Source organism: Xanthomonas bonasiae, from assembly GCF_014836395.1.
GTDB classification, from domain to species: domain Bacteria; phylum Pseudomonadota; class Gammaproteobacteria; order Xanthomonadales; family Xanthomonadaceae; genus Xanthomonas_A; species Xanthomonas_A bonasiae.
Genome location: NZ_JACSQX010000001.1, coordinates 263,345 through 281,919 on the forward strand (window position 1 = coordinate 263,345; position 18,575 = coordinate 281,919).

Here is an 18,575-nt window from a genome sequence, read left to right on the forward strand (position 1 = left end):
GCGCGCCTCAGGACCAGGAGGGAAGGGAATGCGTTCACTGCCGATCTTGCTGTCGTCGTTGTTGTTGGCAGGGTGTGGGGCCGCGGACACGCCGGGTACGCCGTCCGCGCCGGCGGCTGCCGCGGCCAAGGCCTCCGCCCCGCCCGACACCACGGCCGCCGCTGCGACGGACGTGCCTGAGTTTCCGGCCATTCCGCTGATCGTGGTCCCGGAAATCCTCGGGGTGACGCCTGCGCAGCGTGCGCTGGAAGCGTCGATGAAGGGCGCGCTGGATCCGATCCAGGGCGTCAGCATCGCGCCGGCGCGCTGCGGCACCGATGGCGTGCTGGTCAACGATGCCGGCATCACCGGCGTCGATGCGCAGGGCAATCTGCTGCGCAACGGCGCGGACGGCCTGTTCAAGATCAACGCCGACGGCAGCGGCACGGCCAACTTCGAAGGCGGCCTGGTTCAGGTCAACGCCGACGGCAGCGGCACCATCAACGGCACGGTCGGCGACGGCGAGGACGCGATCGTGCGGGTGCAGGCGGATGGATCGGGCAGCTACAACGGCCCGGCCGGCCTGATCACGCTGGACGGCAGGGGCGCAGGCACCTGGAACGGCGGCAGCGGCCTGATCCAGAACAATGGCGACGGCAGCGGCACCTGGAACGGCCCTGAAGGCCTGGTGACCATCAATGCCGACGGTTCCGGCACCTGGAACGGCGAGCACGAAATGATCCGCAACAACGGCGACGGTACCGGCATGATCGGCACGCCCGGGCGCAAGGTGGCGATGGCGCCGCTGCCCAAGGTGCCGCCGGCCGGGCGCTTCCCGCCGCTGCGCAAGTTCGCGCCGCCCGGCGCGCCATGCGGCTATCTGATCACCTTGAACGACCGGGTCCTGTTCGACTTCGACAAGTCGCAGATCCGCGCCGATGCCGCAACGGTGCTCGACACGCTGGCGACCGCGCTCGGCACCGTGCAGGCGCGCGACCTGGAAGTGGGCGGGCATACCGACAGCAAAGGCAGCGACGACTACAACCAGGTCTTGTCCGAACGCCGTGCCGCGGCGGTGCTCGAGGCGCTAAGGGCGCGCGGGCTGGCGCTGAAGGCGTCCGCCAAGGGCTACGGCGAATCGCGCCCGGTGGCGCCGAACCAGTTGCAAGGCCAGGACAATCCCGCCGGACGGCAGTTGAACCGGCGCGTGGAGATCTTCGTCAGGACCTGAGCGCGGTGCGCGGCCCGGCCGCGTGGCGTCGGCACGCTCAGTTGCCGGCGATCTGATTGTCGCGGCCGTAGTCCTGGACCTGCGCCTTGCCGGTTTGCTGGGTGAGCCGGTTCTTGCTGCCGTGCAGGGTCGCCGACCCGATGGCGACCGCGCGCAGCTGGTTATCGTCGCCCGGCACCGCCAACTCCTCGATGCGGCCCATCTGCAGGTTGCCGTGGCGGCCGAACAGCTCGACGCTCTTGGCGTCGCTGCGCATGACCACCTGCGCGTTGTCGCCGACCACGCGCACGCCTTCGGCATGCTCGATCTGCAAGGTGCCGTTCGCGCCCAGCAGCGCGATCGTGCCGCACTGTCCGCGCAGCACGAGCCTGGCATCGCGGCCGGTGATGTCCAGGTTATGGCCGTCGCAGTCGATGGTGCCGCTGGTCGAGGTCACCATCAGCGTCGGACGTTCGCCGTTCGGCTGGCCGCTGGCCTGCGCGTCGCCGGTCGCTTGTGCCGACATGCTGGGGACTGCAGGCACCGGCGCGATCGGTGCCGCGGCCGTGGTGGCGGCGGCAGGCGCGGCCGCTGCAGGTGGGGTCGCAACGGCGGCCTCGGTGCCGGAGGGCGAGGGCTGCTGGGTGCAGGCCGCCAACGCCAGCAACGGTAGGCAGAGAAACAGACTCCGTGTCATCGCATATCTCCTTGTCGGGGTTCGAAGGCAGCGTCACCGCGCCGGCGAGGGCGCGGCCGGCGCGTCTGGCTCAGATCGCGCGCGCCAGGCGCTCGGCCAGGCCGGTATAGCCGCCCGGGGTCAGCGCGCGCAGGCGTTGCTTGGCGTCCTCGGGCAGTTCCAGGGTTTCGACGAAGGCCTGCATCGAGGCGGCGGTGATGCCCTGGCCGCGGGTCAGCGCCTTCAGCTGCTCGTACGGGTTGGGCAGGCCGTGGCGGCGCATCACCGTCTGCACGGCTTCGGCCAGCACTTCCCAGGCGGCGTCGAGATCGCCATCCAGGCGCTCGGGATTGACGGTCAGCTTGCCCAGGCCCTTGGCCAGCGAATCCAGCGCCACCTGGCTGTGGCCGAACGCGGTGCCGAGCGCGCGCAGCACGGTGGAGTCGGTGAGGTCGCGTTGCCAGCGGCTGATCGGCAGCTTGGCGCTGAAATGTTCGAACAGCGCATTGGCGATGCCGAAGTTGCCTTCGGCGTTCTCGAAGTCGATCGGGTTGACCTTGTGCGGCATGGTCGAGGAGCCGACCTCGCCTTCCTTGAGCTTCTGCTTGAAGTAGCCCAGCGAGATGTAGCCCCAGATGTCGCGGGCCAGGTCGATCAGGATGGTGTTGGCGCGGCGGGTGGCATCGCCGAGTTCGGCGACGTTGTCGTGCGGCTCGATCTGGGTGGTGTAGGGGTTGAACACCAGGCCCAGGCCTTCGACGAAGCGCTGCGCGAACGCCGGCCAGTCCACGTCCGGATAGCTGGCCACGTGCGCGTTGTAGTTGCCGACCGCGCCGTTGATCTTGCCGGTCAGCTCGACCGCGGCGATCTGCCGGCGCTGGCGTTCCAGGCGCGCGACGACGTTGGCGATCTCCTTGCCCAGCGTGGTCGGCGAGGCGGTCTGGCCGTGGGTGCGCGACAGCATCGGCTGCGCGGCCTGGGCATGGGCCAGCGCGCGCAGCGAGGCGACCACGCCGTCCAGCGTCGGCAGCAACACCTCGCGCCGCGCCTGCTCCAGCATCAGTCCGTAGCTGAGGTTGTTGATGTCCTCGCTGGTGCAGGCGAAATGCACGAACTCCAGCGCCGGGCCGAGTTCGGCGTCGTCCTTGAGCTGCTCCTTGATGAAGTACTCCACCGCCTTGACGTCGTGGTTGGTGGTGCGTTCGATCTGCTTGACCCGCGCCGCGTGCTCGACGCCGAAACGATCGGCCAGCGCGCGCAGCCGCTGCGTGGCGGCCGCCGAGAACGCGGGCAGCTCGGCGATGCCCGGTTCGGCGCCCAGCGCCAGCAGCCATTCGATTTCCACCTTCACCCGGGCCTTGATCAGGCCGTATTCGGAGAAGATCGGCCGCAGGGCATCGACCTTGCCGGCGTAGCGGCCATCGAGCGGGGACAGGGCGAGCAGGGCGGAATCCGACATGGGCAGGGGCAGGGCGGCAGCGGTGGGGCAGATATTCTACGCCGGCCGCGCACCGGCCATGCCGTGCCGACAGCCGCAGGACATCGACGAGCGGGCGGGCGCGTGTGGACACGGCCGCTGCGGCGGACCGAAGCCTGGTTCCGCGACGGTCCGCATGCTGGCGCAGGACAAATGCGTGTTGCTAGAATGCGCGGCTGTAACCGTTTTCAACAGGGACGTACTCCTATGCATTCCCGCTTCCGCCTGGCTGCGCTGGCCGCTGCCGTCTCCGTTTTCCTGGTCGCCTGCGGCGGCAAACCGTCGGCCACTCCCGCCGCCCCGGCCGACGGCAAGGCGCCTGCCGACCACGCCGCGAGCGATCCGGACGCGGCGCTGACCAGCAAGCTCAACGCATATATCGAGTGCTTCAACAAGGTCGATGCGGACATCCACCGCGGCGCCCAGTCCTATGTGCGCTGGATGAAGGATCCCGCTGCCGGTCCGACCGGCAAGGAAACGACCGTGTACGGGCCGGCCAAGATCGACGAGTACGACATGAAGGTCTGCGATGCGCCGATGGTGCAGGCGGCTGCCGCCAAGCCCGTGCTGCCGGCGCTGGATGCGGCCGCGAAGCGCTATGCGGCGGCGCTGAAGACACTGCAGCCGTTGAGCAACCAGGTCTTCGATTACTACGAGCGCGAAGACTACCAGGACGACGCGTTCGCCAAGGGCAAGCAACTGCATGCGCCGCTGATGGCGGCCCTGTCCGAGTTCGCCGAGGCGAGCCAGGCGTTCAACGACGAGCTGGACGCGCAGAACGATGCCGCGCAGCGCGAGCAGCTGAAGGCGATGGAGCAGGCCGAAGGCCGCACCCGCGAGTTCTATCGGCTGTCGATGATGCTCGAGGCCAAGGAGATCGTCGCCCTGCTGCAGGAAGACGCGTTCGATACGGACAAGGCCACCAGCCTGGTCGACGGCTTCAACAAGCTGTCCGACGAGGCGCACGCCAAGGTCGCCGACCAGGAGCCGGGCAAGCTGGACTGGAACAGCTTCGAGACCGCCGCGGAGAACTTCCGCAAGGAAGGCAAGGCGCGGATCAAGCGGGTCGTGGAAAAGACCCCGTACAGCAGCATGGAGCAGGGCTGGCTGGACAACCCGACGCTGGCGCCGGAAGGCTCGCCGGGACGGCTGCTGAAGAAGTACAACGATCTGGTCTTCCAGAGCAACCGCCAGTAATCGCAGATCGCGGCGGCCGGTTGCCATGCGGCCGCCGCTGCGCCTGGATCGGGAGCGCGACCGCGCGGCGATGTCGCGCCGGGCGCTGCCGAAGTGCCCAGGCATTGGCGCCGCCGCCGGCCGATTCCCGCGCTCGATCCGGGTGTGCCTGCACCAGGCGCGCCCGACCAGATGCCTGGCCGCCACTTCATTTCCTGCGCGGGGATGTCCACGCCGCCGATACCCGCAAGGCATGCATGCCGGCAGCGGTGTGGCGGCGGTGACGCGTTCCGTCCGCAGCGCCATGCCGCCGCGGCGCCGCGCCTCCAGGCCTTGCTAACAACTGCTGGCGCACACTGCTGACGCCGGGCGCTGCGCCGCGGATAATGCCTGCGCCAGCCGCAGCTCCGCCAGCCTGCCTTCCCGGACGTCCCTCGCGACAGCGCCGGTTGGAATTCCTCTTATGCAGATGTGGAGATTGCGCAATGAGCGACAAATTCAGGGTCGAGCACGACAGCATGGGCGAGTTGCAGGTGCCGGCCGAGGCGTTGTGGGGTGCCCAGACCCAGCGTGCGGTGCAGAATTTTCCGGTGTCCGGGCAGCCGATGCCGCGCGGCTTCATCCGCGCGCTGGGCCTGATCAAGGCCGCCGCGGCCGGGGTCAACGCCGACCTGGAGCTGCTGCCCAAGGCCGTGGCCAAGGCGGTGCAGGCGGCCGCGCTGGAGGTGGCCGACGGCAAGCACGATGCGCATTTCCCGATCGACATCTACCAGACCGGCTCGGGCACCTCGTCGAACATGAACGCCAACGAGGTCATCGCCACGCTGGCCTCGCGCGCGGCCAAGCCGGGCGCGCCGGCGGTGCATCCGAACGACCACGTCAACCTCGGCCAAAGTTCCAACGACGTGGTGCCGACCGCGATCCGCGTCTCCGCCCAACTGGCCACGCAGGAACAGCTGCTGCCGGCGTTGAAGCACCTGCGCAAGGTCATCGACAAGCGCGCCAAGCAACTCGACAAAGTGGTCAAGACCGGGCGCACGCACCTGATGGATGCGATGCCGCTGACCTTCGGCCAGGAGTTCGGGGCGTGGTCGGCGCAGTTGGCCTCGGCGCAGGAGCGGCTGCAGGACAGCCTCAAGCGGCTGCGTCGGCTGCCGTTGGGCGGCACCGCGATCGGTACCGGGATCAACGCCGATCCGCGCTTCGGCGGCAAGGTGGCCAAGGCCTTGTCCGCGCTGACCGGCTGCAAGTTCGACAGCGCCGACAACAAGTTCGAAGGCCTGGCGGCGCAGGACGATGCGGTGGAACTGTCCGGCCAGCTCAATGCGCTGGCGGTGGCGTTGATCAAGATCGCCAACGACCTGCGCTGGATGAATGCCGGGCCGCTGGCCGGCCTCGGCGAGATCGAATTGCCGGCGCTGCAGCCGGGCAGCTCGATCATGCCGGGCAAGGTCAATCCGGTCATTCCCGAGGCCACGGTGATGGTCTGCGCGCAGGTCATCGGCCACCACACCGCGATCACCGTGGCCGGGCAGACCGGCAACTTCCAGTTGAACGTGGCGCTGCCGCTGATCGCGGCCAACCTGCTGGATTCGATCAACCTGCTGGCCAACGTGTCGCGGCTGCTGGCCGATTCGGCGATCGCCGGGCTGAAGGTGCGCGAGGACCGGGTCCGCGAGACCCTGGACCGCAATCCGATCCTGGTCACCGCGCTGAATCCGATCATCGGCTACGAAAAAGCGGCGGCGATCGCCAAGCGCGCCTACAAGGAGAACCGCCCGGTGCTGGAGATCGCGCTGGAGGACAGCGGCCTGGGCGAAGCCGAACTGCGCAAGCTGCTCGACCCGGCGGCGCTGACCAAGGGCGGCATCCACGCCGGCGCGGGCGGCGGCGGCTGAGGCGTGGCCTGCATGGTGCGGCGGGTGCCGTGCCATGCGGGCTGGCGTGTCGCGTTTGAAAGCGGATGTAGGTGGCCGGAGGCCGTCCGCGCGAGGTGTAAACCGGAGCCGCTAGACGAGCTTCCGGCAGATCGGCCAATCAGCCGCAACACAGTTCCGAAGCCTGCACCTTCACGGCTTCGCGCGTCGCGACTGAAGTCGCTCCCACAACTGGGTTATGGGAGCGCCAGCTAGATGCACTGTAGGAGGGCTTCAGCCTCGACGGTATCGAAGCCGGAACCTTTGCCACCGTGCTTGTCGCGGCTGAAGCCGCTCCTACAGGGGAGCCTGCGATGGAATGTCCGGGTGCACTGTAGGAGCGGCTTCAGCCGCGACAGGGTCCGGCGTTGCACGTCCATCGTCACCGCCGCGGTCGCGACCGATGGCGTGTGTGCGGCAGGCGCCAGCTACTTCAGCGACGCTCCGCCTGCAGGTTGCCGAAGCTTTCCTGGTACGGCTGCAGCGACGGGATGTCGCGCAGCAACGCGCTCTGCAGGGCGCTGATCTCCGGCGTGGTGGCGAAGCCGACCGAGCGCATGTTCGGGTCCGGCGCCGCGGTTTCCAGGGTGCGCTGGCGCTGCATCTGCAAGTGCATGAACAGCTGTTGCAGCTGGGTGCGTTGCGCCTGCGGCAGCGGCAGTTCGATGTCGTCGATGCGCAGGCTGCCGTCGGGGCCGATCGAGGCGTTGGCGGCCGGCGCGCGGCGCAGCATCACGGTCATGCTGTCCACCGACACGCGCGGCTTGCCGCGTTCGGCGCGCGAGGACGAGGCTGCGCCGTCGCGCGCGCCGCACGCCGCCAGCAGCAGGCACAGCGAGACCAGGGAAAACCAGGCGACTAGCGTCTTCTTCATCGATCGATTCGGAGCAGGAGGGTCCCGGCCATTTTAGGCCGGGACCGCCGCAATTACTTGACCGATTTGTCGCAGTCGCTGATGTCGCTGGCATCGAGGCTGGCATAGGGCCGGAATGCCGGCAGCTGCTGCGCCAACGTGTCCTGCGCCTGGCGCAGCGTCGCCACCTGCCCGCAGATCTTCAGCGCTTCCTGCTTGAGCTTCTCGGCCTGCACCTCGATGTTCTCGCCGACGTGGTCGGTGTTGCCGCTGATGACCCCGGCCAGCGCATCGCCGGCCGCCTTCACCCCGAGCGCGGCGCCTTGCTTGCCGACTTCCAGGCCCTGCATGCCGACCGCGCCGAGTTGCGCGCGGTAAGACACCAGCAAGGCGTGCTGCTCGGCGCTGACCGCGACCGGCTTGCCGTCGATCAGCAGGTCGCCGGCACGGGTGATGGTCGCCGGCGGTTGCCCGGACACCTTCAGGGTGATGTCGCCGTTGTCGAAGCTCAGGCTGCGCGCGCTGGGCGTGTTGCTGGTGGTCCGGTCGGACTGCGGCGTCGAGGGCTGGCAGGCGGCCAGGGCCAATAGCGCGATCAGGGCGACGCCGGCTGGCGCCAGGGAATGATGCTGCATGGGTGTGTCCTCGGTCGAAGCGAGAAGGGAAGGCCGCGGCTCAGCGCGGCTTGGGCACGTTGACGCTGCCGCGCACGCCGCTGTGGTGGATGTCGCCGCTGCCGACCCGCTCCACGGTGAGGTTGCCGCCGACGCCGCTGACTTCCAGGTCGCCGGAGCCGATCGACTGCAGCGCCACGCTGCCGGTCACGTCGCGCAGCTGCGCATCGCCGGAGCCGATGCTGCCGATCTGCACCGCGCCGCGCACGCCGTGCACGGTCAGGTCGCCGGAGCCGACGGTGCCGATCTTGACGTCGCCGCCGACCTGGCTCGCCTTGACGTCGCCCGAACCCAGCGTCGGCAGGCTGAGGCTGCCGACGTCGCGCAGTTCGATGTCGCCCGATCCCACCGTGGCGCTGACCGCGCCGCGCACGCCGTGCGCATGCAGGTCGCCGGAGCCGACCGTGGTGTCGAGCGAGGCCACGCCGCCGATGTCGGCATCGCCGGAGCCCAGCCGCAACTGCACCGGCAGCGAACTGGGCACGCTGCCGGCCAGGTCCAGGTAGGCATAGCGGGTGCCCGAGCTGATGCCGTGGATCTTGCCGTCATGCTGAAGGGTCACGATCAGCGTGTCGCCTTCGCGGCGCTGGCGCACGGTCAGTTCTTTCAGCATGTCCGCATCGGAGGCGCAGGCGCGACCGCGCAGTTCGAACGCGGCGCCGCTGCTGGCGCCGGTCAGCTTGAGGTTGTTCTGCTGCGCGTCGAAGATCACATTCTTGGCGCCGGCCAGGTCCAGTTTCAGGTTGCGTGGCTCCGAATGCCGGCATTCGTCGGCCAGGGCCAGGCCCGGTACCAGCAGCAGCGCGGACAGCAGCAAGGTCTTGCGCATCATCGTGAACTCCATATGCAAAGAGGGAATCGGGAAAGAGAGAGAGAGCGGTGCGGATCAGGCTTCGTCGCGCCAGCGGCGCAGGTAGATCGCCGCGACGATGAAGGCCACGCCGACCGCCGCGCCGATCCAGATGTCGGCGCTCTGGAAGATGCGCCAGGCATCGCTGAGCTGGATCGCGTTGGCCAGGTCCTGCGCCCCGTCGATCTGCGCCGGCGGCGCGCTCTCGCTCAGCACCGGCAGCCAGGTGCCCGGCAGCACGCTCAGCAGGCCGCGGTAGACCACCGTGTACCAGATCGCGTTGTGGTTCACGTGCAGCATCGGCAGGATGCCCATCATGCTCGCCATCACGCAGCCCAGGACCGGGATCAGCACCGCCCACAGGAACGGCTTGGTACGCGCCCAGGCCGAGCACAGCATCAGCCAGCCGATGGTCGGCAGCGACCACATCACGTAGATCGGCAGGTTCGACAGCACCCCCCCGATGATGCGCAGCGGATGCGAGTGGGTGAACACCGCGCCGCTCTGTTGCACGCCGTTGACCGACAGGGTCAATGCGGTGATCACCCACAGCGCGATGCCGATCAGCAAGCCGATGCCGATCGCCACGATCGGCGCCAGCAGCAGCGCCCAGGCGGCCTTGGACAGCACCGTGTTCAAGTCCGACAGCGGCAGCGACTTCCAGAACAGCACGCTGCGGTCGCGGCGGTCGTCGTACAGCGAACCCAGCGCGTAGAAGAACACCACGAAGCCCAGCACGATGCAGGCCAGCAACACGCCGGCCAGCATGGTGCCGTCGCCCACGGCGCCGATGATCTCGTTGACCTTTTGCGGGCCGCCGTCCCAGTTGATGCTGTTGGTATCGTTGCCGCGGCCGGCCACGGTGCCGATCAGCGCGAGCACCGCGTACAGCACGGTGATCACGCTGCCGGCGATGACCGGCGCCCACAGGAAACCGCCGCGGTTTTCCCAGTATTCGCGCTTCAGCAGCCACTTGAAGGTGGTCAGGGCAGAGATGGACTTTGCGGGTGCGTTCATGCGTAGGTCCCCTTCATGATGGCGACGAACAGGTCGGCCAGGCCGGGATTGCGGGTTTCGCCGAGTGCGGCCAGCTGCGCCTGCGGCACGCCGTCGTACAGGAACACGGTCTTGCCGAACGGCAGGCCGCGCTCGTCGATCGGCTGCAGCGCGCGCGCCGCGTCGATGCGTTCGGCCGGCACCAGCAGTTCGGTGTAGCGCGTGGCCATGTGCTCCATGTCGGCGCTGAGCACGATGCGGCCGTCGCGGATGAACAGCACGTCGGTGAGGATGTGCTCGATCTCTTCGACCTGGTGGGTGGTGATGACGATGGTCTTCTGTTCGTCGAAGTAGTCTTCCAGCAGGCGCTGGTAGAACTCCTTGCGGTACAGGATGTCCAGGCCCAGGGTCGGTTCGTCGAGCACCAGCAGGCGCGCGTCGATGGCCATCACCAGCGCCAGGTGCAGCTGCACGATCATGCCCTTGGACATCTCGCGCACGCGCAGCTTGGGGGTGAGCTTGGTATTGGCCAGGAAACGCTCGCACTTGGCGCGGTCGAAGCGCGGATGCACGCCGGCGACGAAGTCGATCGCCTCGCGCACCCGCATCCAGCGCGGCAGCACCGCCACGTCGGCGATGAAGCACACGTCGTTCATCAACTCGTTGCGCTGCCTGCGCGGGTCCATGCCCAGCACGCGCAGTTCGCCCTCCACCGCGGTCAGGCCGAGCACCGCTTTCAGCGCGGTGGTCTTGCCGGCGCCGTTGGGGCCGATCAGGCCGACGATGCGGCCCGGCGCGATCGCGAAGGAGGCATCGGCCAGCGCCGGCTTGTGGTTGTAGGTCTTGCGCAGCGAGCGCGCGGAGACGACGGATTCGGATGCGGCGACAGCGGCAGTCATGGTGTTTTCCCCGGTGGCAACAAGTCTTCCAATGTCAGGCCCAGGCGCTGGATCCGTTCCAGCACCAGTGGCCACTCTTCGTTGAGAAAGCGGTCGCGTTCGCTGCCGCGCAGCTTCTTGGCCGCTTCCTCGGTCATGAACATGCCCAGCCCGCGGCGCTTCTCGACCAGGGCCTCGTCGGCCAGTTCCTGGTAGGCGCGCGAGACGGTGATCGGGTTGAGCTGGTATTCGGCGGCGACCTGGCGCACCGAGGGCAGCGCGTCGCCGGGCTTGATGATGCCGTCCAGCATCATCGCGATCACGCGATCCTTCAGCTGGCGGTAGATCGGAGCGCCATCGCTCCATTGGATATCGCTCATGGTCAGCTCCGTGGACGCAGGGTGTGCGCGAAGGAGAAATAGGGCATCGACAGCGATGCACGCATCCGCCGCACCGGCGCGGGCGCGGCGGGAGGGGCGTGGCTGTCTTCCTGCGGCTCGCTGGCGCCATAATCGGGCGACCGTCCCTGGCTGCCTTGGGCGCCGACCCAGCTCACCGAGAACAGGGCGCCGACGATGACCATGGCCGGAAGGCTGCGCTGCATGCGTTGGAGGTTCATCGTTGGCCCTGCTCTGGGTGAGTGGTGTTGTATTTAACTATAACACCGTCACACGTCATGTCAACACAGCGATCGCCCCAACTCATGGCCTAGTGCCTGCGCGTTTCTTTTTTCCTCTTACGGTGCCCTGATGAAACTATCCAAGCGTTTGTTTTTCCTCGCGATCCTGGCCGCTGCCGGCACCGTCGGCAGTGCCTGGGCGGCCTCCCTGCTGGACCTGGACTACCGTCCGCTGGCCGGCAAGGACAAGGTGAATCTGAACAAGACCTACGGCGGCAAGGTGCTGCTGGTGGTCAATACCGCCAGCAAGTGCGGCTTCACCCCGCAGTACGACGGCCTGGAGCAGTTGCAGCAGCGCTACGCCGCGCAGGGTTTCAGCGTGCTCGGTTTCCCGTCCAACGACTTCAAGGGGCAGGAGCCCGGATCGGAGAAGCAGATCCAGGAATTCTGCACGCTGACCTACGGGGTCAAGTTCCCGATGTTCGAGAAGGTGCATGTGCTCGGCGCCGAGGCGACGCCGCTGTACCAGCAGCTGACCAAGGCCACCGGCGTGGCGCCGGGCTGGAACTTCCATAAGTATCTGATCGCGCGCGACGGACGCGTGGTCGCGCAGTTCCCCAGCAAGATCGCGCCGGACGATCCGTCCTTGCGTGCGGCCATCGAACGCGAACTGAAAGCGCAGCCGGGATCACATTGAATCCGGGTCGATATCGTTGCCGCGCATGCGACAATGCGGCCTCTGCGCCATGGCGGCGCCTCTAATTCACTTCCAGGAACGTAGCGAATGAAGATGGGAATGCGCGGCGCCGTAGCGTCGCTGTTGATGGGGATGGCGGTGGTCGCGGGCGCCGCGTCCGCGCAGGCGCCGGCGGCGGCCAAGCCCGCGGCGCTGGGCAGCGAGAAGCAGAAGGTCAGCTACGCGATCGGCATGGATGTGGCGCGTTCGTTCGAGCCGATCGCCCAGGACATCGACCTGGACGCCATGCAGCGCGCGATCGAGAACGCGTTCAAGGGCGGCAAGCCGCTGCTGTCCGACGAGCAGGCGCAGGCCACCGACACCGCATTGCGCACGCAGATGGCCGCGCGCGCCGGGCAGCCGATCCCGGGCATGGCGCCGGGCAGCCAGCCGCCGCCGGTGTCCAAGCAGAACGTGGGCCTGATGCTCGGCGATCGCGCGGTCGGCCCGTCGCTGGCGCGGATCCAGAACGAGATCGATCTGGCCACCTTGATGGGCGCGGTGCGTACCGTGTTCGCCAAGGGCGACACCGCGATGACCCAGGAGCAGGCGGCCGCCACGCTGCAGGCCTACAGCGCCTCCAAGCAGGCCGCCGCGTCGACCGAGAACCGCGAGAAGGGCAATGCCTTCCTGGCCCAGAACAAGACCCAGAAGGGCGTGGTCACCACGCCGTCGGGCCTGCAGTACATGGTGCTGCGCCAGGGCAGCGGCGAACGGCCGATGCCGACCAGCAAAGTGCGGGTGAACTACGAAGGCAAGCTGCTCAATGGCGAGGTGTTCGACAGTTCGTACAAGACCGGGCAACCGGCCGAGTTCTCGCTCAGCCAGGTGGTGCCGGGCTGGAGCGAGGGCGTGGCGTTGATGCCGGTCGGCTCCAAGTACCGTTTCTGGATTCCGTCGAACCTGGGCTACGGCCCGCAGGGCACGCCGGGCGGCCCGATCGGCCCGGATTCCATGCTCACCTTCGACGTTGAACTGTTGGGCATCCTTCAATAACCGAAAGGAGATTACATGCGCGTAGCGATATTCGGCACCGGCTATGTCGGGCTTGTCACCGGAACCTGTCTGGCCGAGGTAGGCCATCACGTGGTATGCGTGGACATCGACCAAGCCAAAGTGGATGGGCTCAACAAGGGCGTGGTCCCGATCTACGAGCCTGGCCTCTCGCCGATGGTCAAGGCCAATCACGCCGCACGGAGGCTGTTCTTCACCACCGATGCGGCCAGCGCCATCGCGCATGGAGATATCGTGTTCATCGCCGTCGGCACGCCGCCGGACGAGGACGGTAGCGCCGATCTGCAGTACGTGCTGGCGGTGGCCCGCACCATCGGCCAGCACATCCAGGGACCGACCGTGGTGGTCAACAAGTCGACGGTGCCGGTCGGGACCGCCGACAAGGTGCGCGCGGCGATCGCCGCCGAGCTGGACAAGCGCGGCGAGACGATCGAGTTCGACGTGGTGTCCAATCCGGAATTCCTGAAGGAAGGCGACGCGGTCGCCGACTGCATGCGTCCGGACCGCATCGTGATCGGCAGCAGCAAGCCGGGCACCGCCGCGCGCCTGCGCCGCCTGTACGCGCCGTTCAACCGCAACCACGACCGCATCGTGGAGATGGACGTGCGTTCGGCCGAACTGACCAAGTACGCGGCCAACGCGATGCTGGCGACCAAGATCAGTTTCATGAACGAGATCGCCAACATCGCCGAGCGGGTCGGCGCCGACGTGGAGAAGGTACGCCAGGGCATCGGCTCGGATCCGCGCATCGGCTGGCACTTCATCTACCCGGGTGCCGGCTACGGCGGCTCGTGCTTCCCCAAGGACGTGCAGGCGCTGGCGCGCACCGCGCAGCAGTACGGCCACGAGGCCAAGCTGCTGGATGCGGTGGAAGCGGTCAACGAGGCGCAGAAGGGCCATCTGTACGAGTTGATCCAGCGCCACTACGGCGGCGCCAGCGTGGCCGGCAAGACCTTCGCGGTGTGGGGCCTGGCGTTCAAGCCCAATACCGACGACATGCGCGCCGCGTCCAGCCGCCGCCTGCTGGCGCAGCTGTGGGAGGCCGGGGCGACGGTGCGTGCCTACGATCCGGAGGCGACCGAGGAAGCCAAGCGCATCTTCGGCGAACGCGGCGACCTGAGTTTCTGCGAGGACGCCTTCGCGGCGCTGGAAGGCGCCGATGCGCTGGTCGTGGTCACCGAATGGAAGCAGTTCCGCAGCCCGGATTTCACCCGGATCAAGGAACTGCTCGGCGACGCAGTGGTGTTCGACGGCCGCAATCTCTACGATCCGCAGGAAATCGAGACCTTCGGCCTCGCTTACTATGGCATCGGCCGCGGGCGTTCGATCAGTGAAGCATGACTTCTCCACCCAGGATCGACTGCTGGAGAACCGGTTGATCGAGCTGGAGACGCGCCTGTCCTTCCAGGAACAGGCGCTGTCCGAGGTGAGCGATGCGTTGGCCGAGGCGCGTGCCGAAAGCCAACGCAACGCCACGCTGCTGCGCCATCTGCTCGAAGACCTGGGCAAGGTGCGCAGCACGCTGTATGCCGATGCCGCCGACGAACCACCCCCTCCGCATTATTGATACCGATCCGATCCTGCCACGATGAGCGATACCCTCCGCGACCAGCTGCTGGGCCTGGGCTTCAAGCCTGTGCCGAAACCCGAACGCCCAGAGCGCAACGCCACGCCCGCGCCGCCCTCGCGAGGGCGGCCCGGCCAGCGTCCGGCGCACGGCCACAAGCCGGCCGGCGCGCGTGGCGAACGCCCGCATGCCGCGGGCAAGCCCGATGGCGCGCGTGCGCATGACGGCACCGGCCGGCCGCGCGGCGACGGCGCCGCGCGCCCGCATGCGGCAGGCGACGGCCGCGGCCGTCCGCAGGGTGCGGGCAGGCCGCAGGGCGCGCCTGGCCAGCAGCCGGCGCGGCCGCATGCCGCACGGCCGCCGCGCACGCGCGAGGACATCGACCTGGCCAAGGCCTATGCGATCCGTGCGCAGCGCGAGAAGGACGAGCGCATCGAGGCCGAGCGGCTCAAGCAGGAACAGGCGCGGCTGCGCCGCGAGGCGCGGGCCAAGCTCGACGAACTGCTCAAGGACCAGGCGCTGAACCACGCCGAGGCCGACATCGCCCGCCATTTCCCCTATGGCGGCAAGATCAAGCGCATCTACGTCACCGCCGAGCAGCTCAAGGCGCTCAATGCCGGCGAGCTGGGCGTGCTGCAGCAGAACGGCCGCTACCTGCTGGTGACCGCGGCGCTGCTGGATCAGGCCGAGGCGATCTTCCCGGCGTCGGTGGCGCTGCGGGTCGATCCGAACGCCACGGCCGAAGAGGATCCCTACGCCGATCCGAAGTACCAGATCCCCGACGACCTGGTCTGGTAAGCGTGGCTTTCCCAGGGTTGGGGCGCGCAGGGGCCGGGCGCCTGCACCCGTCATCGCCCGCGCACGCGGCGGGCGGCTATCTGCCGTATATCGACGGACTGCGCGCGCTCGCGGTGCTGGCGGTCATCGCCTACCACCTGGATCCGGCCTGGCTGCCGGGCGGGTTCACCGGCGTCGACGTGTTCTTCGTGATCTCCGGCTTCGTGGTCAGCGCCTCGCTGCAGCGCTTGCCGGCGGCCGGCAGCTGGGGCGTGTTCGCGCAGTTCTATGCGCGGCGCATGCGCCGCATCGCGCCGGCGCTGGTGGCCTGTCTGCTGGCGACCGCGCTGGCCAGCGGCCTGTTCATTCCCGACTCCTGGTTGAGCGAGACCAGCGCCAAGACCGGGCGCATGGCCTTCGTCGGCCTCAGCAACTGGGTGCTGGCCGCCAGCGACAACGATTACTTCTCGCCGAAGGCCGAGTTCAATCCGTACACGCATACCTGGTCGCTGGGCGTGGAAGAGCAGTTCTACCTGCTGTTCCCGTTGCTGTTCCTGGCCTGGAACCGTGGCGGCCGCGGCCGCGCGTGGTCGACGCTGCTGGTGGCGCTGGCTTCGGCCGGTTCGCTGGCGTATGCGCTGCTGCGCAGCCGCGGTGGCGGCGAGGCCGGCGCTGCCTTCTATCTGACCACCGCGCGCTTCTGGCAACTGGGCAGCGGCGTGCTGCTGTACCAGGCGCTGGCGCTGAGCGGACGCTTCGATGCCGGCGCTGCGCCGGCGCCGCGTGCTGCCTGGAACTGGCGTTCGCCGCTGCTGGCGTTGGCGCTGGGCTTGGTCGGCTACGGATTGTGGCGTGCGCGCCCCGGGTACTCGCCGTGGCCCGACGGCCTGTGGCCGGTACTGGGTACGCTGGGCCTGCTGGGATTGCTGCATGGCGCGCCGGCCGGCTGGATCAAGCGGGCGCTGTCGCAGCGCGCGGTGGTGGCGATCGGCCGCGTCTCCTATTCGCTGTACCTGTGGCATTGGCCGGTGTTCGTGCTGTTTCGCTGGACGGTGGGCCTGGAGTCGGCGCTGGCCAAAGCGATGGCGCTGCTGCTGGTGGCGACGCTGGCGATCGCCTCGTACCGCTGGGTGGAACTGCCATGGCGCAGCGGCCGCATCGGCAAGGCGCGCACGCCGGCGCGCACCATCGCCGCCGGGCTGGGCCTGATCCTGCTCGCCGCCGGCGTGCATGCGCTGCTGCTGGACACGCAGCGCTACTACTCTCTGAGCACGGTGAGCCGGCATCCGCTGGATTGGTACGCGTATGCCAAGGGCATGCGCAAGGAGTTCCCGCACTGCACGCTGAAGAGCGGACGGGCGGAGTTGCAGGTCGGCAGCGCCAAGCTGTTCGAGCGCGGCGATTGCGACCTGCACGACCGCGGCCTGGAGACGCCGCACAAGCCGACCCAGTTGTTCGTCGCCGGCGATTCGCACGCACTGGCCTACAACGAACTGCTGCGCCGCTTCGCGCTGCAGAGCGGTGTGGCGGTGCGCCTGTACGGCGTCGGCGGGTGTCCGATCGTGGGCCTGCAGGCCTGGCAGGCGACGCACGCCGGTTGCCAGGCCTACGAGCGCAGCACCCTGGCCGATGTCACCGCGCATGCGCGCGACGGCGACGTGCTGTTCCTGCCCGCGCTGCGCCTGCTGCGCCTGGCCGAGCAGACCCAGCTGTTCGACGAGGCGGCGGTGATGGCCGAGCAGGACAGTGCGCAGGCGCAGGCGGTACGCGCTGCCGGCGAAGAGGCGGCGGTCGCGTTGCTGCAGCCGTTGGCGCAGCGCGGGGTACGCATCGTGTTCGAGGCGCCCAAGCCGTTGCTGCGCGCGCCGCCGTACCGCTGTTCGGACTGGTTCAACCGCGGCAACGCGATCTGCGCGCGCGGCACGCAGATCCAGCGCGACACGATGGAACGCTACCGCGCGCCGGTGCTGCAGAGCCTGCAGCGGATCGCCGCGCGGCTGCCGCATGCCTCGGTCTGGGATCCGTTGCCGGTGCTGTGCGAGCCGCAGCGTTGCGCCGGCATGCGCGACGGGCACCCGTTGTTTTTCGATGCCGATCACCTCAGCGGCTACGGCAATCGGCTGCTGTTGCCGAGCTTCACGGCGCACTTCAAGGCGGTGCAGGCAGAATCGGGCACGGCGCCGTGAGCGGCGGCGCTCGCTCTTGCGGAGGCAGACCATGACCACAGCCAGTTCCGTTGCGCCGTTGCGCGCGCAGGTCCGCATCCGCGGCGCATGCGCAACGCATCGCGCCGCGGCGTTCCTGCATTGCGCGCTGGCGCTCGGCGCTCTGGGCGCCGCGCGCGTCGCCCATGCCGACGACGCGCCGGCGTTCGACCGCCCCGGCATCGGCTTCGCGTCGCAGACCCTGCCGGCCGGCGGCATCGCCTGGGAGCAGGCGCTGTCGGACGTGAGCTACGACCGCAGCGGCGGCGTGCACACCACCGAGTACGTGGCCGACAGCCGCCTGCGGATCGGCCTGAGCGCGCAGGCGGAGCTGCAATTGGCCATCGACAGCCAGGTCTGGCAGCGCGTGCGCGGCACCGGCCAGGATTTCCGCGGGCATGGCGGCGGCGATGCCAGCATCGGTTTGAAATGGGCGTTGCCGAGCACGCGCGACACGTTTTCCTGGGCCGTGCTCGGCACCGCCGCGGTGCCGGTAGGGCGCGCGCCGTACGGCGACGATGGGCATCGCTACGATCTCGGCGTCAGCGCCGGCTGGGACCTGGACGGCGGCCGTAATGTCGCGCTGTACGCCAACCTCAGCGACAGCGACGACGGCCACGGCTGGACCGTGTCGCCGAGCTATACGTTCTACGCGCGGGGCGACCTCAGCGCCTATGCCGAAGCCGGCTTCGGCGGCGGCGAGGACGAGATGCGCGCGCTCGGCACCGGGCTGACCTGGTTGATCGCCCAGCGCGTGCAACTCGACCTGTCGGTGCTGCGCGGCTTGTCCGCGCCGACGTCGGATTGGCAGGGCGGCCTCGGCGTATCGGTGCTGCTGCGCTGAGCGGCCCTAAGCCCCTCTCCCCCCGGGAGAGGGGTTGGGGTGAGGGTCCGGCGCGCAGCGACTCGCGGACTTGGGTGCAGGAGGCTGCGCCCGTACCCTCATCCGCCCCTCCGGGGCACCTTCTCCCGA

Annotated in this window: 19 protein-coding genes; 10 read left to right on the plus strand and 9 right to left on the minus strand. The window is 68.7% G+C overall.

The window, feature by feature from the left end:
• Positions 1–28: 28 nt before the first annotated feature.
• On the plus strand, positions 29–1,210 hold the full coding sequence (locus tag H9658_RS01170; RefSeq protein ID WP_191824064.1) for an OmpA family protein: 1,182 nt from the start codon (positions 29–31) through the stop codon (positions 1,208–1,210).
• 37 nt (positions 1,211–1,247) lie between these two features.
• On the opposite strand, the gene H9658_RS01175 is transcribed toward H9658_RS01170, so the two are convergent.
• Both H9658_RS01175 and purB read right to left on the minus strand, forming a co-directional pair.
• Positions 1,248–1,886, minus strand: coding sequence for a DUF3060 domain-containing protein (locus H9658_RS01175; protein WP_191824065.1), 639 nt, complete (start codon positions 1,884–1,886; stop codon positions 1,248–1,250).
• A 70-nt stretch (positions 1,887–1,956) separates the two neighbouring features.
• Positions 1,957–3,324: an adenylosuccinate lyase gene (purB, locus tag H9658_RS01180; RefSeq protein WP_191824066.1), complete on the minus strand. Its 1,368-nt coding sequence runs from the start codon at positions 3,322–3,324 to the stop codon at positions 1,957–1,959.
• A gap of 225 nt (positions 3,325–3,549) precedes the next feature.
• Between purB and H9658_RS01185 the strand changes: the two genes are divergently transcribed.
• The gene (locus tag H9658_RS01185) at positions 3,550–4,539 is read left to right on the plus strand and encodes a YiiG family protein (RefSeq protein ID WP_191824067.1); all 990 of its coding nucleotides are present in this window, start codon (positions 3,550–3,552) and stop codon (positions 4,537–4,539) included.
• Between the two features lie 464 nt (positions 4,540–5,003).
• On the plus strand, positions 5,004–6,416 hold the full coding sequence (locus tag H9658_RS01190) for a class II fumarate hydratase (protein ID WP_191824068.1): 1,413 nt from the start codon (positions 5,004–5,006) through the stop codon (positions 6,414–6,416).
• Between the two features lie 451 nt (positions 6,417–6,867).
• Here H9658_RS01190 and H9658_RS01195 read toward each other — a convergent pair whose 3' ends face one another.
• Genes H9658_RS01195 through H9658_RS01225 form a run of 7 tightly spaced genes read right to left on the minus strand, consistent with a single transcriptional unit; the run spans position 6,868 to position 11,304 of the window.
• Entirely contained in the window at positions 6,868–7,308 is a 441-nt protein-coding gene (locus tag H9658_RS01195) for a hypothetical protein (protein ID WP_191824069.1), read from the minus strand.
• A 53-nt stretch (positions 7,309–7,361) separates the two neighbouring features.
• On the minus strand, positions 7,362–7,922 hold the full coding sequence (locus H9658_RS01200; protein ID WP_191824070.1) for a DUF2884 family protein: 561 nt from the start codon (positions 7,920–7,922) through the stop codon (positions 7,362–7,364).
• A gap of 40 nt (positions 7,923–7,962) precedes the next feature.
• The gene (locus tag H9658_RS01205; RefSeq protein ID WP_191824265.1) at positions 7,963–8,790 is read right to left on the minus strand and encodes a GIN domain-containing protein; all 828 of its coding nucleotides are present in this window, start codon (positions 8,788–8,790) and stop codon (positions 7,963–7,965) included.
• A 57-nt stretch (positions 8,791–8,847) separates the two neighbouring features.
• Positions 8,848–9,828: an ABC transporter permease gene (locus tag H9658_RS01210; protein WP_179565112.1), complete on the minus strand. Its 981-nt coding sequence runs from the start codon at positions 9,826–9,828 to the stop codon at positions 8,848–8,850.
• Positions 9,825–10,706 carry an ABC transporter ATP-binding protein gene (locus H9658_RS01215; protein WP_191824071.1) on the minus strand — a complete coding sequence of 294 codons (882 nt, stop codon included), beginning with the start codon at positions 10,704–10,706 and terminating at the stop codon, positions 9,825–9,827. Before H9658_RS01215 ends, H9658_RS01210 begins: the two co-directional genes overlap by 4 nt.
• Positions 10,703–11,065 carry a GntR family transcriptional regulator gene (locus H9658_RS01220; RefSeq protein ID WP_046980357.1) on the minus strand — a complete coding sequence of 121 codons (363 nt, stop codon included), beginning with the start codon at positions 11,063–11,065 and terminating at the stop codon, positions 10,703–10,705. Before H9658_RS01220 ends, H9658_RS01215 begins: the two co-directional genes overlap by 4 nt.
• A gap of 2 nt (positions 11,066–11,067) precedes the next feature.
• Entirely contained in the window at positions 11,068–11,304 is a 237-nt protein-coding gene (locus tag H9658_RS01225; RefSeq protein ID WP_009603375.1) for a hypothetical protein, read from the minus strand.
• 130 nt (positions 11,305–11,434) lie between these two features.
• Here H9658_RS01225 and H9658_RS01230 point away from each other — a divergent pair, with 130 nt between their 5' ends.
• The 7 genes from H9658_RS01230 to H9658_RS01260 all read left to right on the plus strand — a co-directional run bounded on the left by H9658_RS01230 (position 11,435) and on the right by H9658_RS01260 (position 18,446).
• Positions 11,435–12,001 carry a glutathione peroxidase gene (locus H9658_RS01230; RefSeq protein WP_225209655.1) on the plus strand — a complete coding sequence of 189 codons (567 nt, stop codon included), beginning with the start codon at positions 11,435–11,437 and terminating at the stop codon, positions 11,999–12,001.
• 87 nt (positions 12,002–12,088) lie between these two features.
• A complete protein-coding gene (locus H9658_RS01235) occupies positions 12,089–13,036 on the plus strand; it encodes an FKBP-type peptidyl-prolyl cis-trans isomerase (protein WP_179565110.1) in 948 nt (315 codons plus the stop codon).
• Positions 13,037–13,051: 15 nt separating this feature from the next.
• Positions 13,052–14,395, plus strand: coding sequence for a UDP-glucose dehydrogenase family protein (locus H9658_RS01240; protein WP_191824072.1), 1,344 nt, complete (start codon positions 13,052–13,054; stop codon positions 14,393–14,395).
• Positions 14,358–14,621 (plus strand): SlyX family protein, encoded by a 264-nt coding sequence (locus H9658_RS01245; RefSeq protein WP_047325588.1) that lies wholly within the window; start codon positions 14,358–14,360, stop codon positions 14,619–14,621. Before H9658_RS01240 ends, H9658_RS01245 begins: the two co-directional genes overlap by 38 nt.
• Before the next feature lie 21 nt (positions 14,622–14,642).
• On the plus strand, positions 14,643–15,419 hold the full coding sequence (locus H9658_RS01250) for a DUF2058 domain-containing protein (protein WP_191824073.1): 777 nt from the start codon (positions 14,643–14,645) through the stop codon (positions 15,417–15,419).
• 2 nt (positions 15,420–15,421) lie between these two features.
• A complete protein-coding gene (locus tag H9658_RS01255) occupies positions 15,422–17,584 on the plus strand; it encodes an acyltransferase family protein (RefSeq protein WP_191824074.1) in 2,163 nt (720 codons plus the stop codon).
• A 31-nt stretch (positions 17,585–17,615) separates the two neighbouring features.
• Entirely contained in the window at positions 17,616–18,446 is an 831-nt protein-coding gene (locus H9658_RS01260; RefSeq protein ID WP_191824075.1) for a transporter, read from the plus strand.
• The last annotated feature ends 129 nt before the right edge of the window (positions 18,447–18,575 follow it).

Excerpts from the sequence above, each read along its gene's own strand:
- H9658_RS01170 (WP_191824064.1), top strand. The coding sequence starts at position 29 with ATGCGTTCACTGCCGATCTTGCTGTCGTCGTTGTTGTTGGCAGGGTGT.
- H9658_RS01175 (WP_191824065.1), bottom strand. The coding sequence starts at position 1,886 with ATGACACGGAGTCTGTTTCTCTGCCTACCGTTGCTGGCGTTGGCGGCC.
- purB (WP_191824066.1), bottom strand. The coding sequence starts at position 3,324 with ATGTCGGATTCCGCCCTGCTCGCCCTGTCCCCGCTCGATGGCCGCTAC.
- H9658_RS01185 (WP_191824067.1), top strand. The coding sequence starts at position 3,550 with ATGCATTCCCGCTTCCGCCTGGCTGCGCTGGCCGCTGCCGTCTCCGTT.
- H9658_RS01190 (WP_191824068.1), top strand. The coding sequence starts at position 5,004 with ATGAGCGACAAATTCAGGGTCGAGCACGACAGCATGGGCGAGTTGCAG.
- H9658_RS01195 (WP_191824069.1), bottom strand. The coding sequence starts at position 7,308 with ATGAAGAAGACGCTAGTCGCCTGGTTTTCCCTGGTCTCGCTGTGCCTG.
- H9658_RS01200 (WP_191824070.1), bottom strand. The coding sequence starts at position 7,922 with ATGCAGCATCATTCCCTGGCGCCAGCCGGCGTCGCCCTGATCGCGCTA.
- H9658_RS01205 (WP_191824265.1), bottom strand. The coding sequence starts at position 8,790 with ATGCGCAAGACCTTGCTGCTGTCCGCGCTGCTGCTGGTACCGGGCCTG.
- H9658_RS01210 (WP_179565112.1), bottom strand. The coding sequence starts at position 9,828 with ATGAACGCACCCGCAAAGTCCATCTCTGCCCTGACCACCTTCAAGTGG.
- H9658_RS01215 (WP_191824071.1), bottom strand. The coding sequence starts at position 10,706 with ATGACTGCCGCTGTCGCCGCATCCGAATCCGTCGTCTCCGCGCGCTCG.
- H9658_RS01220 (WP_046980357.1), bottom strand. The coding sequence starts at position 11,065 with ATGAGCGATATCCAATGGAGCGATGGCGCTCCGATCTACCGCCAGCTG.
- H9658_RS01225 (WP_009603375.1), bottom strand. The coding sequence starts at position 11,304 with ATGAACCTCCAACGCATGCAGCGCAGCCTTCCGGCCATGGTCATCGTC.
- H9658_RS01230 (WP_225209655.1), top strand. The coding sequence starts at position 11,435 with ATGAAACTATCCAAGCGTTTGTTTTTCCTCGCGATCCTGGCCGCTGCC.
- H9658_RS01235 (WP_179565110.1), top strand. The coding sequence starts at position 12,089 with ATGAAGATGGGAATGCGCGGCGCCGTAGCGTCGCTGTTGATGGGGATG.
- H9658_RS01240 (WP_191824072.1), top strand. The coding sequence starts at position 13,052 with ATGCGCGTAGCGATATTCGGCACCGGCTATGTCGGGCTTGTCACCGGA.
- H9658_RS01245 (WP_047325588.1), top strand. The coding sequence starts at position 14,358 with ATGGCATCGGCCGCGGGCGTTCGATCAGTGAAGCATGACTTCTCCACC.
- H9658_RS01250 (WP_191824073.1), top strand. The coding sequence starts at position 14,643 with ATGAGCGATACCCTCCGCGACCAGCTGCTGGGCCTGGGCTTCAAGCCT.
- H9658_RS01260 (WP_191824075.1), top strand. The coding sequence starts at position 17,616 with ATGACCACAGCCAGTTCCGTTGCGCCGTTGCGCGCGCAGGTCCGCATC.